This is a genomic window from Phormidium tenue FACHB-1050, assembly GCF_014696925.1.
Classification (GTDB): domain Bacteria; phylum Cyanobacteriota; class Cyanobacteriia; order Pseudanabaenales; family Pseudanabaenaceae; genus Pseudanabaena.
Genome location: NZ_JACJQY010000048.1, coordinates 1 through 13077, shown reverse-complemented (window position 1 = coordinate 13077; position 13077 = coordinate 1). Strand labels below are relative to the sequence as shown.

Here is a 13077-nt window from a genome sequence, read left to right as displayed (position 1 = left end):
ACTATTTATTGTGAATCAGTTCGGTAAGTTCGCAGAAAAAATAGGCATTCTCGTCCAAGGTGGAACGGTTAACGTTGGACAAATCCGTTTGGATAGCGAAATGTCGCGGCAGGAGTTACGCAATCGCAAAGCGCTATTGAATAACGTTAGAACTGCTTGGGTTGAGGGTGTTTTAGAGAAGTCGCTGCACGAGCAGATTTCCATTGTTCTCGGATTAGAGAATCGTCCTAGTGCCGTTGCTTCTCCTTGGAATTTAGATCTGATTAATCCAGACAAGTCCTGTCAACCTTTACCAGCGGGTACACCTGCAATTGACGTATTTGATAAGTTGGGAGAAGGTGGGACGCTGCTAATTTTGGGTGAACCAGGGTCGGGGAAAACGATTACTTTGCTGCAATTGGCAAGGGATTTAATTACTCGTGCGGAAGAGGAGATAGATCGTCGTATTCCTGTGGTGTTAAATCTTTCTTCTTGGGCGGCGGAAAAACAGACTATTGCTAAATGGATTGTTGAGGAACTGAATAGTAAGTATCAGGTAAATCGTAAGATCGGGCAGATGTGGGTAGAGAATCAGGAATTATTGCTGTTATTGGATGGTTTGGATGAAATTCGGGATTTAGAAAAGCGTAATGCTTGTATGACGGCGTTGAATTTTTTTCAGCAGGAGCAAGCAACTGAGATGGTGGTGTGTTGTCGGGTGAGGGATTATGCGGAAATGGGGCATCAGTTAAAACTGCAATCTGCTCTTGTTCTGCAACCTCTCACTGCTGATCAAATTCGCAATTATCTGGATCGCCTTCAGTTTAATCTGACTTTGTTAAAAACATTGCTAATAGAGGATGAGACACTTCAAGAGCTAGCTCAATCTCCTTTGTTACTCAATATCATGGTGCTTGCTTATCAGGGAATTGAGTTTGCAGATATTCCTGTAAGTACAATTGCTTCAAATCGTAAGAAACAATTATTTGATGACTATATCAATCGCATATTTCAGGGTTCAAGACCAAAAGCGTATCATCCAAGTTATAAATCTCAAGCGAAACAAGCTTATTCTCGACAATATGTAACACGTTGGTTGATATGTATATCACAGCAAATGGTTAGATATTCTCAAACTATTTTTCTAATTGAAAAGATACAACCTGACTGGTGGATACAGGGCAAAGATCGTAATCTCATTCCTTATTTCGTTATGAGTTTTTTAATCACTGCTTTATTTCTTGGTAGTTTGTCTGAGTGGGGATCTTGGGGAGGAGGTTATAGATTTTTTAGTCAATTAGGGGATTGGCTCAGTGCTTTATTCTGGTGGGCAATAACTATTAAATTCCTTACTTCAGATATTAAACCTGTTGAAACAGTTGTATGGAATTGGAAAGAATTTAAAACAAACTTTATAAAATGGTTGAGTATTTGTCTAACAGGAGGACTAATAGGTGGTCTACTTTGTGGTTCTATTGGAATCTATTTTGTGGTTGGTCGTTTTGGTTTAATTGGTGGATTTAATATTGGTTTTATACCTTGGTTTATAACTAGTCTACTCTTTGGATCTATACTTGGGTTAATTTTAGGACTGAGTATTGGTCTGAATAAGGGGCTAATCGGTTCGGAAGTTGAGGTAAAAATTTACCCAAATCAAAGTATTAGAAAGTCAGCTATACGTGCCTTAGCTTACGGTTTAGTCAGTGTAATAATTAGCTTGATTTTAGAAGCCTTAATTAGTGAAGAATTTCCTAGGAAATTTGCTCAACTAGTGGTTATTCTGGTTAGCGTACTACGTTTTGGGGGGCAAGCGGTTCTTCAGCACTTTACATTGCGATTGATTCTATATTTCAAAGGATTCATCCCTTGGAATTATGCCAAATTCCTCGATTGGGCAAGCGACAAACTATTTCTCCAAAAAGTTGGTGGCGGCTATATATTTATCCACCGATCGCTGATGGAACATTTTGCTGAGATGGAAAACGGCTGAAGAAGAAAAAGGCGATCGCGTTTCTATTTTTGTCTGTTAAACTGCCCAATTTTCTACTTGCAGATTTGGCACTTTACCAAAATCCTTTTGATTGCGAGTTACGACTATTCCATTTACAGACAAAGCAATCGCCGCAATGCGTAAATCTTGAGTTCCAACTCGCAACTTTTGACGTATCAAACTCTCAAAAGATGTATGAGCATTTTGGTCAAATGGCAAAACTTGGACACTTTTGAAATAGTCCAGAGTGATTTCTAATCTCGAATAAGCAGTTATCAAAGAAATAGCGGAAGTAGCCTTCTTAATTTCACTGAGTCTTCCGTACATTTGTTCCTCAAGCGAAATAACCGTAACCGCTAGATTTTTGGGATTAGCTGAACTCAGGCGATTAATGACATTCAGCTCTCCTCGCTGATACAAAGATATGTGATCGGTGTCAAGAATCCATAAAGTCATAGAACCTGTTCCTTAGATTCTTCCATCTCAATTTGATGATAGTAGTTCTCTAACTCAGCATCCTTTTCGCGACGATACTCAGCTATATCTTCTTGCATTCGATCAAAAGATAGGTCGTCCTTAAAAATTCCTGCGAAACGGAGCCAAGGATTTTCAGGTTGAGGGATTTCGATTTCTAATGAAACAACTTCAGCGCCTATAAGCTTCGCTGTAACTAGTTTTTGTAAATCAGCAAGAGCAGATTGGCGATCGCCACTTTCTACGCGATATTCTGGCAAGCCCAAGACCATAGCACTAACCTTGCCGTTAGCTTCACTTTTTACAAATACATTTACTGCTGATTTCACTACTGAGCTAACAGTTAGATTTGTTTCTAAAATTGGAGTACTCATGATCATACCCTCTTGAATTTCATCAAACTCATTATAGCTGCTATAAAAATTTTATTTTACAAACTGATGTTTAATGGGCAATATCTTGACAGCTTTAAGACGATTACAAATGGGGCAAGCTAACCACAAATTCGACTCTTCACTACTATCACCATTCAGAAATAAGAATGATAAATTTCTCCATATTGAGGCTTGATGCGATCGCTGTTTTGAGATGAAGTTTAGAGTAATAGCTTTAAATAGTTAGTATATCTGACGAAAATAGGCGATCTCAAAGATGTAAAGCTATAGCTTCATTACGCAAAACTGATGTACCTAAATAGCCATGTCCTTTCGTCAAAAAGAGTAAAATTATTTGGCAAGCACTGGTCTTTAGATATACTTAGTACTTATGCAATATCCTATCTTTAAAAACTCATCCCATCGCTGGCTTACCAAATTAACTATCACCCTCGCGATCGCTAGTGGTGTGAATACTGCATTATTTGCCATGCCCCGCGATAGTTTCGCGCCCCTCAGTCAGGCGATCGCTACTGAGACAAGTGAGTTATCTAATGAAGCCAAGCAACTGATTGGCACATGGCAATTAACAACTCCTAATAACGATTCAGAGCCACTCACTGTGGTATTCACACCTGATGGGAATATATTTCTAATTCATCCCATCAGAAAGATCGGAGTTAAAGCAGAATATCAAATTAATTCTTTGGATGGACAGACATATCTAGATGTTTTTCAGGGTAGTTTTGGTTCCCGAACAACTTTTTCGTTTAACTCGAAAGGTCAATTAATTCTCCAGCAATTATTTATGCCTGCGGCGATGCAGTATACAAACTACTCAGGGAATTTACCTAATATTGTCGGTACTGTGCTGATGCCGAATATGTTTCGACTAACTCGCATTTCCACTGACTCCAAACTTGATGCCAATATCGAATTTCCAAGTTCAGCTTCTCCCGCAGCTCTTGCACGGCAAAGTGAAGCCAAAACATATATTGGAGCTATAAATCGAGGTCATCAAGCTTTCTTTTTAGAAAAAGAGTACTTTACTAACAAACTAAATGATCTAGGCTTAGGAATCGGAGCTGAATCCGAGAACTACAAATATCAAATTGTGGTTTTGGATAGCAAAAAAGCAGTACAAAGCATAGCTTTGTCTAAAGAAGACAATTTGAAATCCTATGTGGGCTTAGTTTATATCACAAAGTTACCTGAAATAGAGGAGGATACTTCGCGCTCTCTCATCTGTGAAAGTCAAAAGCCAACCCGTAAAATGCCTCCCAAATTCAAACTAACTTCTAATCCAACTTGTCCTGAAGGATATATAGAGCTTTCACGTTATTAATCAAGCCAGAAATCAAGTCTTTGCTATGCAAGGTCTTGATTACCCATTATTAAAATCTAAGAGTTATTAAGAGAATGCCAAAAAAAGTTTTTATTACAGGTGCGAGTGGTTGTGTTGGACATTATTTGATTGAAGAACTCTTAGCAAAAACTGACTATGAGCTATATCTGCTAGTACGCGATCGCAATAAATTGCAAATCAACCTTAGCGATCGCCCGAATGTGCATGTGATCGAAGACTCCATGCAGAATATCGGCAATCATAAAGACTTGCTTCGGACAATGGAATTTGTGGTGAGTACAGCCGCAGGTTGGGGGGGAGAAGAAGCATTTGTGGTTAATCGGGACAAAACCATTGAACTATTTTCAATGCTCGATCCACAGGTATGCGAACGGGCAATCTATTTCTCTACCGCCAGCATTCTCGATTCTCATAATCAAATTATTCAAGAAGCAGGGGAAATTGGCACAGCTTACATTGCCTCAAAGCACTCTTGTCTAGAGACTTTAGAAAATTCAATTATTCGAGATCGCCTAATTACTGTATTCCCTACTCTTGTTTTTGGTGGTACGGCTGACAAACCCTATTCCCATCTATCTAAGGGGCTCAAGGACATTCTCAAATATGTGCCTTATGCGAGATTTTTAAAAACCGATGGTAGTTTCCATTTTATCCATGCGATCGATATTGCTCAAATCGTTACGCATTTGCTCACTGCTCCTTCAGTCCCGTCATCTCCAGCCCGTCTAGTCTTAGGAATGCAGCGTTTAACTGTTCAGGATTTAATCTCACAATTTTGCGAACATTTAAATTTAAAAGTTGGCTGGCAGTTTGAATTAACTCCGTGGCTAGTGGATACGGTGATCAAACTATTCCGCATTGAAGTTGCTGAGTGGGATCGTTTTTGCATTGCCCAGCGCCACTTTACCTATGATGTCGTCTCTCCCGAAACCTTTGGTCTAGCTTCTAAATATCCCCGTCTAGCGAATTTGCTTGCTGAGGTTAAGTAAAACCAAAACACAAAATGGCGTAGCCATTTTATGTTTTTAAAACCCTTACTGGGTTTGGTTTTCGATTCACAAAAGTGTGGCAACACTTTCGTGAATTGGTATAAAACCAAAGTCCAAAATAAAAGTAGCGGCGCGAAGCGCCGCTACTTTTATTTTGGACTTTGCTATAGCTCAGAATGCTATAAGTTAAGCAATTGCTGAAAATCTTTGAGGAGAGAGTGCGTCAATGATCTCATCAGCTTTACCCTTCGCATGTTCTGCAAACCTTCTCGATAGAGTCGGTACATAAACAGTTGGACTAGTGAATCCAGAGAATAGATGGAGGTTTTCGTATTCCTTTAGTGAACCAACTAGCGGTAAATTGTCACTACTAAAAGCAACCAAACAATTTCGCCATTTGCCCTTTAACTCACCAACTTTGGGTAGAACTTTACTGACATAAGCACGAATAGCCAATTCACTTTCAATGGGATCGATCGCTGCGTAAGGATCAGTTAAAACGCGGCTAAGTTGACCAAATCTAATGCGGCGATCGCAAAACTGAATCGCTCCAGCATCAATCGAAGGAGGTAATAGCTCATGCCCAGCCACATCCCAAATAGCATCTTGATCAATGTCCTTAGTTGCTCCTTCTAATTCATAGCGCTTAGTATCCGCAGGCATTACCATCGATCTCAATTCGAGATCAACTGGTTCTGTCTCAATCGCTTCGGCATGGGTGTAATAGATTCTGGCGTGAATCCCTGATGCTTTAAGTAGAGCGCGAGATAAGCCTCCTGCACAAACAGCTACCCGTTCACTGCGAAATTCTCCCTGTTCTGTAGTTACACCAGCGACGCGATTGCCCTCAATTAAGATTTGATTGACTTTAGTGTAAATAATTTCGCCGCCCAATTTTTGGATTGCTTGCTGATGAGCCTTAACAAAACAATTTAAATTAATGTGAGCATGGGGCAGCAGTAAAGCTCCACCAATTCCATTAACATTTAATTGCGGCTCGCGCTCAACGGCTTCCTGTGCGTTGAGCAAAGTCGAGGGAATCATGCAATTAGCATATTGCGCGAGAATAGCTTCTGAATCTGCGTCAGGTTCGAGAGTCAATAGCAAATCAATCTCACGAAACTCCGTATCCATGCCTAGCTCATGGGAAAGTTCTCGTTGTCTAGTAATTCCCTCTTGGCAAAGTTGTTGCGTGAGAGCCGTTGAGCCAGCCCAGTATGAGATGCCCCCATAGCCAAGACTACTGCCACCCTGAAGTTGTTGATGCTGCTCAATTAGCAATACCGAAAAGCCAGCCTTTTGCAGTTCATAGCTCAGCGATATACCTGTGATTCCTCCACCGATTACAATCCAATCATGCATGGTTTTCTATCTCTTGAAGTTCGATATCAGCCAATAAATTCTCTCCCGCACCTTGGTGTTGGGTTTTTACCCATTTTAAACGCTTCGGAAGAACGCACATTCTCAGCGTCACACTGGCAATCACAGGAATCCAATGCAGCATATAAATCATGCCAGAAACCGTTTGCCAGATCGCCGATCGCCATGACATTTGATAAGCCCGTCGCAGTCCAAAAGCCATAGTTACTGAGCTTAAAGCAAGGGAAAAACCCGCGATCGCAGGCAACATCGGGTTATGTCTTAGTACAATCGCCGCGATCGTATCGGGAATAAAGGCAACGGTTAGTAAATATTGATTGATATAGAACAGTGAAGCATCAAAGGTTTTTAAGAATCCCATGCGTCCACTTAGCAATAGATTCGCATAATCCAGATAGCGTTGGAAGCCACCTTCAGCCCAACGATTGCGCTGATGCCATAGCTGTTTTGCTGTCACCACACCTTCTTCCTGTACCGCAGGGAAATTTAAACAAGCAATATCCCATTGACATAAATGCAGTCGGATCGTGAGGTCAAGATCATCCGTAATAGTTTGCTCATTCCAACTACCGCAGTCTTTGAGGGCGGTAAGGCGCACAAATTGACCATTGCCGCGCAATTCCCCCACACCGCCAACCCGAATTCGTAAATCCTGCAAACACCAATCCAGAGCCATTTCGGCTGACTGTCCTGCTGTCCACCAGTTCTCAGAGGCATTGGCGATCGCCTTGCGTAACTGGACAGCCCCAACTTTTGGTTGTTGGAATACGGGTACAAGCGATCGCAACACATCCGCAGGTACTTGGGCATCAGCATCAAACACACCAATAAGATCGCCTTTCGTTAAACTTAAAACTTGATTTAAAGCGCCCGACTTTCCCCCCTGAGCATCATCACCACGTCGCAGAGTCTTTAATTGTGGATATTTCTGCTTCAGTAATTCTAAAACTTCAGGCGTGCGATCGCTGCTATTGTCATCAACAATCCAGACCTCAAAGCGATCGCTTTGATAATCGAGCTGGCACAAATTTTTAACTAAATTACCAATTACGGCTTCTTCATTTTTTGCCGATGCTAGCAGTGAGAAAAATGGTAAATCTTGATCTGAATCTTTTTCTGCATCGATTTTGTGATTAGCTGCTGGTGCGATCGCAGGCGGCGCAAATATCAACCGCAAAGCCTGAATACTAAATAACCCTAACAGCAGCCAGCGACTCCAAGGGGCAAAATGCATCCCAACTGTCAATCCATAGACAATTGTCAACACAATGATCGTTTTGAGTCTGCGGCGATCGCCTCCTGTCTGAAGGCTGCTACGAAAGTCCGTCTCGTGCATTTGGGGTTTTAATATATTGCGAAATGTTTAGCTTGAATATATTTAGGATACAGCTTTTGATCATTGGTTTTTAGCTATTCTCAAAAACCAAAAATAGTAAAAGTAGGCAATGCAAAGCGTCGCCTACCTTTACCATATAGATATTTCCCTATGAACAGAACGACATCTCCTTTCGTAATTTTTTGTAGCTTAAGCTACTTTGTATTGGCAGAAATCCAGTGCAGACAATCATTTGCGGTAAGAAGCTAAGATGGTAAAAGTCAAATCAAAAACACAACTCATAATTTAATGTTCGGCTTTTTAAAACGCAAATTTCGCAAAAAAATCGCACGTATTGAAATCACGGGGGCGATCGGGTCAGGCACAAGGACTCGAGTTCTTGAAGCTCTTGAATTTGTGGAGGAGCAGAAATTTCCCGCGCTATTACTTCGGATTGACAGTCCTGGGGGAACCGTCGGCGACTCTCAAGAAATATATGCCGCTCTCAAGCGACTACGAGAAAAAGTAAAAGTAGTTGCTAGTTTTGGCAATATTTCCGCGAGTGGCGGCGTATATATTGGTGTTGGCGCAGATTACATCATTTCTAATGCTGGCACAATTACAGGTAGCATCGGCGTAATTTTGCGCGGCAACAATATCGAAAAATTACTTGATAAGATTGGCGTTTCCTTTAAAGTAATCAAATCTGGCGCGTACAAAGATATTCTCTCCTTTGATCGCGAAATCACTCCCGAAGAAAGAGTGATCTTGCAATCGTTAATCGACAGCAGCTACAACCAGTTTGTGGAAACCGTAGCCGAAGGTAGGAAACTTAGCCCCGCTACAGTGCGATCGTTCGCCGATGGACGAGTATTCACAGGTGAGCAAGCTGTTGAATTGGGTTTAGTTGATCGCATTGGCACTGAAGAAGATGCAAGACGCTATGCTGCCGAACTAGTGGGACTTGATCCCAAAACCACTAAAGTTTTTACAATTAAGCCACCAAAATCCTTTGCCAGTAAATTCTTGCCTAGTGGTTCTGACAGTGCGATCGCCCGACTCCAATTTGAAGCAGAAACCAGTGGAATGCCTCTCTGGATGTGGCAATAATACAGAAAAAAAAGAGTTAGCTAGTACAAACCAAAACCCAAGAATCGAGTGGCGGCGCGAAGCGCCGCCACTCGATTCTTGGGTTTTATGTCCTAAGCAAAACTTGCTTTGCTATAGCTAAAAAACGCCCTAGGGCGTTTTTTAACTTTGTTTTTTTTAACTTTAAGCGATAACTCAACTCTCATCCTCTATCGTCTGAATAGTTTGACCTACTTCTTGACAAAAAGGCTCTTCCATTAACTCAAGGTGATCGCATTTAATCTTAGCTAGATGAACTTTACCCTGAAACAAATTACCCCAACCAAAGGTAGGAAATAACCAAGAAAGATCAAAGTGCTTGATATCTTTCTGACCATGAACAACCTGCTCATTCCCAATGACCAACAAAATCTTTCCAGAGTAATGTTTAGGCTCATAGTCATCTCCAGCTTTGCCCAGCACATCTACAGCCTCTTGATCAAACTTAAATTTTTCCTTCTTCGTTTCCGTCTTTAAATTATTAGAATCAGGCTGTGAACGCTTAACCCTAGATTTGATGTAATGCCACTTATCTTTAAGAGATAACTTAGAGATCTGAAACAAATGAAATCTGAGAGTACCTAGAGAAGAGTTTACCTTGTTAGTAAATTCAAAAATCTTTGATTTTCCGGGAGTATCAATGAGTGATACTAAATCAACTTGCTTACCCATAGCGCGTAACTGTTGAGCCATTTCTAAGGCAACCAGACCGTTGTAGCACCAACCTCCCAAAGAATAAGACCCAACAGGTTGGGCACTCAACAACTCATCCACTAACAAAGTTGAAATCGTAGAGATGTAGTTATCATGAGAATTCATTGATACTGAAAGACTAGCACCAGGCATTACATAGACAGGGCGATTAAGTTTAAGTTTTTTGCTAGTTCTCCCTTCCCCAATCCATATAAAAGGCTTAGACGTAGTTTGCACATCTGGCAAAGTATTGATGATTAGTCCACGCTTACCCAAACGCAAGCCAGTTTTACCTGCACTATGGGAAATTAAAGCTCTATAGTCATCAAGATTTAAACCTAAAGAACTTTCTTTTTCAATGGTTGTCTCCTGAGGCTGAGAACTAATTAGATCCGCAATTTCAGCTATGGTACTGATTTTGAATAATGACGACAGAGGTATCTGATAATTAAAAGCCTTCTCAATTTCTGATATCAGTCGTACTGACAATAAAGAATGTCCACCCAACTCAAAGAAATTATCATTAATACCAACCCGTTCCACACCTAATATGTAAGACCAAATCTTGGCGAGAGTCTCTTCTGTCGAATTACGGGGAGGGACAAAATTCTTTTCTAATTGCGTACTAGATGTATCTGGTGCAGGTAAGCTGCGATAATCTATTTTACCATTAGGGGTGATCGGCATTTCCTCTAAGAAGACAAATGCACTTGGTATCATGTAACTCGGTAGCCGCTCTTTTAGAAAAGCTCTAAGATCGATGTCTTGAGTTTGATCTTCTGTAACAACATAGGCAACAAGGCGTTTATCGCCTGGGGTATCCTCTCTTGTTGTAACAATAGTTGCTCGGAGATGAGGATGTTGAGAGAGGGCTGTCTCTACTTCGCCTAACTCAATACGGAAACCACGGATTTTGACTTGGTTATCAATGCGTCCAAGGTATTCAATGTTGCCATCTGATAGATAACGCGCTAAGTCGCCAGTTTTGTAAAGACGGCTGCCTGATTGTGAACTGAAAGGATTAGGGATGAATTTCTCATCTGTTAGGTCTGGACGATTGAGATAGCCTATTGCCAAGCTATCTCCACCTATGTGTAGTTCTCCAGTTACTCCTATGGGAACTGGTTGTAATTGTGAATCGAGGATATAAGTTTGGAGATGGGCTAGAGGGCGACCAATTGGAACTTCGCTAATGTTTGAGAATGTGTTTGGGATTCGATAGAGCGTAGCTACGACAGTCGTTTCCGTGGGTCCATAGGTATTAATCAGTTGTAAGCGATCGCCTTTTCCAGATTTAGTAACATACTGCTGCCAATCTCTAACTGGTTCGAGCAGTACCTTTTCTCCTCCAATAATAACTAACCGCAAAGATTCTGGAAAAGATTCATTTGTGCTTGCTAGCTCCGCAGCTAACTGATGCCAGTATGCTGTTGGCAGATCTAACACACTTAGACGCAAATCCTCACATGCTTGAAAAAATGTTCGTAAGTCAGACAGCATCTTGTCGGTACGCAATACCAAAGTAGCACCCGTACACAAAGAGGGAAAAATCTCTTCAACTGCCGCATCAAAGTTAATTGAGGCAAACTGGAGTACGCGATCGCTTTCTGATATTTTATATTCAGCGATAGCTGTTTGCACAAAGCTGACTAATGCTTTCTGACCAATCATCACTCCTTTCGGCTTACCTGTGGAGCCAGAGGTATAAATGACATAGGCTACATGTTGGTTGTCATTTATGGGAGCAGGATTGTCTGGATTTTGATAAGCGATTTTTTCCCAGTCTGAATCAAGACAAATAACTTGAGCTTGATGTTCTTGGATTTTCCACTTAGATTGAGTTAACAGCACTGGCATTTGAGCATCCGCAATCATATACTCAATTCTTTCTTGAGGATAGTTGGGATCTAAAGGCACATATGCTCCACCTGCTTTGAGTATTCCCAATAAGCCCACCATCATTTCTAGGGAGCGTTCTATGCAAATACCAACCAATACATTTGGCTTTACGCCAAGATTCTGTAAGTAATGGGCAAGTTGATTGGCTCGGCTATTTAGTTCTCGATAAGTTAGGTTCTGGTCTTGGAAGGAAACAGCGATCGCATCGGGAGTTCGTTCCACTTGCTCCTCAAACAAATGGTGAATACATCTGTCCTGAGGATAATCTGTGCTAGTGTCATTCCACTCAACTAATAATTGTAGCTTTTCTCTTTCAGTTAGTATTGGCAGTTGAGAAATCAACTGTTTAGGATTAGCAACAATGCTTTCTAGTAAAATTTGGAAATGACTAATCAATCGTTTGATGGTTAGTCGATCAAATAGTCCGCTGTTGTATTCAAAATGACCACTCAACCCAATTTCCGTCTCCTCCATCATCAGAGTGAGATCGTATTGTGCTGTTCCTGTCTCTGAATTCAGAGGAATTAGCTTTAAATCTACAGGCTCTGAGATTTCTACAGGAGCATTTTGCAATACAAACATTACTTGGAATATTGGCGAATAGCTAAAACTACGACTAGGGCATAGCTTTTCTACTAATTTATCGAATGGAAGTTCTTGGTGTGCATAAGCACCAAGAGAAACATCCTTTACCCTCTGAATAAGCTCTGTAAAAGTGGGGTCACCAGTCAAATCAATTCGTAAAGCCAGAAGATTAATAAAACAGCCAATCAAGGACTCCAGTTCCTTTCGGTTACGATTAGCAATTGGAGATCCAATCACCACGTCTTGTTGCCTACTATAGCGTGAAAGCAAAATTGCAAAAGCTGATAATAGCAACATAAACAGGGTTATACCTGTACGTTGACTAAGGATTTTGACTTGACGTGTGAGTTCTACATCAAGTATAAAGAACTCAGTCTCACCTTGGTAGGTTTGAGTTACTGTACGAGGACGATCGGTTGGGAAGTCTAATATCGGTGGTGCATAGGCTAATTGTTTTTCCCAATAGACTAATTGCTGATCAAGAAATTTCTCGTTCAGTCGTTTCTGCTGCCAATACACATAGTCAACGTACTGAATGTCTAGCTCTTTTAGTGGAGAAATCCGACCCTGCCGAAATGCTGTATAGATTACAGACAGCTCCTTTTGCAATATTCTGAGCGACCAATCATCGGAAACAATATGATGTGTTGTTAAGAGTAGAACGTTTGAGGTTTCTCCTAATTGCAATAAGGTTGAACGGATAAGCAAATCTTTTGTCAGATCAAAAGGTCGTTGTGCTTCTTCCCTTGCTAATTGATGAGTTTTTTCTGTTTGGTCATTTTCCGTTAGAGTCAGAAGATTTATAGTTCTTAAAGGTAAGAATTGTAATGGCAAAATCTGCTGAACTGGTAAACCGTCGATTACTGGAAAGATCGATCTTAGAGAATCATGTCGCTGCAAAATTT

General features: G+C 40.9%; 9 protein-coding genes. 4 read left to right on the top strand and 5 right to left on the bottom strand.

Annotated features, from left to right (window positions below; translation table 11 throughout):
* Window positions 1-10 precede the first annotated feature (10 nt).
* Window positions 11-1969: an NACHT domain-containing protein gene (locus H6G05_RS21150; protein WP_190581219.1), complete on the top strand. Its 1959-nt coding sequence runs from the start codon at window positions 11-13 to the stop codon at window positions 1967-1969.
* Window positions 1970-2005: 36 nt separating this feature from the next.
* Here H6G05_RS21150 and H6G05_RS21145 read toward each other — a convergent pair whose 3' ends face one another.
* Window positions 2006-2425: a type II toxin-antitoxin system VapC family toxin gene (locus H6G05_RS21145; RefSeq protein WP_190581217.1), complete on the bottom strand. Its 420-nt coding sequence runs from the start codon at window positions 2423-2425 to the stop codon at window positions 2006-2008.
* Window positions 2422-2817 (bottom strand): type II toxin-antitoxin system HicB family antitoxin, encoded by a 396-nt coding sequence (locus H6G05_RS21140; RefSeq protein WP_190581215.1) that lies wholly within the window; start codon window positions 2815-2817, stop codon window positions 2422-2424. Before H6G05_RS21140 ends, H6G05_RS21145 begins: the two co-directional genes overlap by 4 nt.
* Before the next feature lie 391 nt (window positions 2818-3208).
* On the opposite strand from H6G05_RS21140, the gene H6G05_RS21135 reads away from it, so the two are divergent.
* Both H6G05_RS21135 and H6G05_RS21130 read left to right on the top strand, forming a co-directional pair.
* Window positions 3209-4162, top strand: a complete 954-nt coding sequence (locus H6G05_RS21135; RefSeq protein ID WP_190581213.1) for a type IV pilin-like G/H family protein — start codon at window positions 3209-3211, stop codon at window positions 4160-4162.
* A 74-nt stretch (window positions 4163-4236) separates the two neighbouring features.
* Window positions 4237-5172, top strand: a complete 936-nt coding sequence (locus H6G05_RS21130; protein WP_190581211.1) for an NAD-dependent epimerase/dehydratase family protein — start codon at window positions 4237-4239, stop codon at window positions 5170-5172.
* A 186-nt stretch (window positions 5173-5358) separates the two neighbouring features.
* On the opposite strand, the gene H6G05_RS21125 is transcribed toward H6G05_RS21130, so the two are convergent.
* Both H6G05_RS21125 and H6G05_RS21120 read right to left on the bottom strand, forming a co-directional pair.
* Window positions 5359-6534 (bottom strand): NAD(P)/FAD-dependent oxidoreductase, encoded by a 1176-nt coding sequence (locus tag H6G05_RS21125; protein ID WP_190581209.1) that lies wholly within the window; start codon window positions 6532-6534, stop codon window positions 5359-5361.
* Window positions 6527-7888, bottom strand: a complete 1362-nt coding sequence (locus H6G05_RS21120) for a glycosyltransferase (protein WP_190581207.1) — start codon at window positions 7886-7888, stop codon at window positions 6527-6529. Before H6G05_RS21120 ends, H6G05_RS21125 begins: the two co-directional genes overlap by 8 nt.
* A 288-nt stretch (window positions 7889-8176) precedes the next feature.
* Between H6G05_RS21120 and sppA the strand changes: the two genes are divergently transcribed.
* On the top strand, window positions 8177-8977 hold the full coding sequence (gene sppA / locus H6G05_RS21115; RefSeq protein WP_190581205.1) for a signal peptide peptidase SppA: 801 nt from the start codon (window positions 8177-8179) through the stop codon (window positions 8975-8977).
* Between the two features lie 174 nt (window positions 8978-9151).
* Here the strand turns inward: sppA and H6G05_RS21110 are convergent.
* Window positions 9152-13077, bottom strand: a 3926-nt coding sequence (locus tag H6G05_RS21110; RefSeq protein WP_190581203.1) for a non-ribosomal peptide synthetase, incomplete at its 5' end; no start/stop codon positions are given.

Bases quoted from the DNA above. Each gene is read 5' to 3' on its own strand.
- H6G05_RS21145 (WP_190581217.1), bottom strand. From the start codon at position 2,425: ATGACTTTATGGATTCTTGACACCGATCACATATCTTTGTATCAGCGA.
- H6G05_RS21140 (WP_190581215.1), bottom strand. From the start codon at position 2,817: ATGAGTACTCCAATTTTAGAAACAAATCTAACTGTTAGCTCAGTAGTG.
- H6G05_RS21135 (WP_190581213.1), top strand. From the start codon at position 3,209: ATGCAATATCCTATCTTTAAAAACTCATCCCATCGCTGGCTTACCAAA.
- H6G05_RS21130 (WP_190581211.1), top strand. From the start codon at position 4,237: ATGCCAAAAAAAGTTTTTATTACAGGTGCGAGTGGTTGTGTTGGACAT.
- H6G05_RS21125 (WP_190581209.1), bottom strand. From the start codon at position 6,534: ATGCATGATTGGATTGTAATCGGTGGAGGAATCACAGGTATATCGCTG.
- H6G05_RS21120 (WP_190581207.1), bottom strand. From the start codon at position 7,888: ATGCACGAGACGGACTTTCGTAGCAGCCTTCAGACAGGAGGCGATCGC.
- sppA (WP_190581205.1), top strand. From the start codon at position 8,177: ATGTTCGGCTTTTTAAAACGCAAATTTCGCAAAAAAATCGCACGTATT.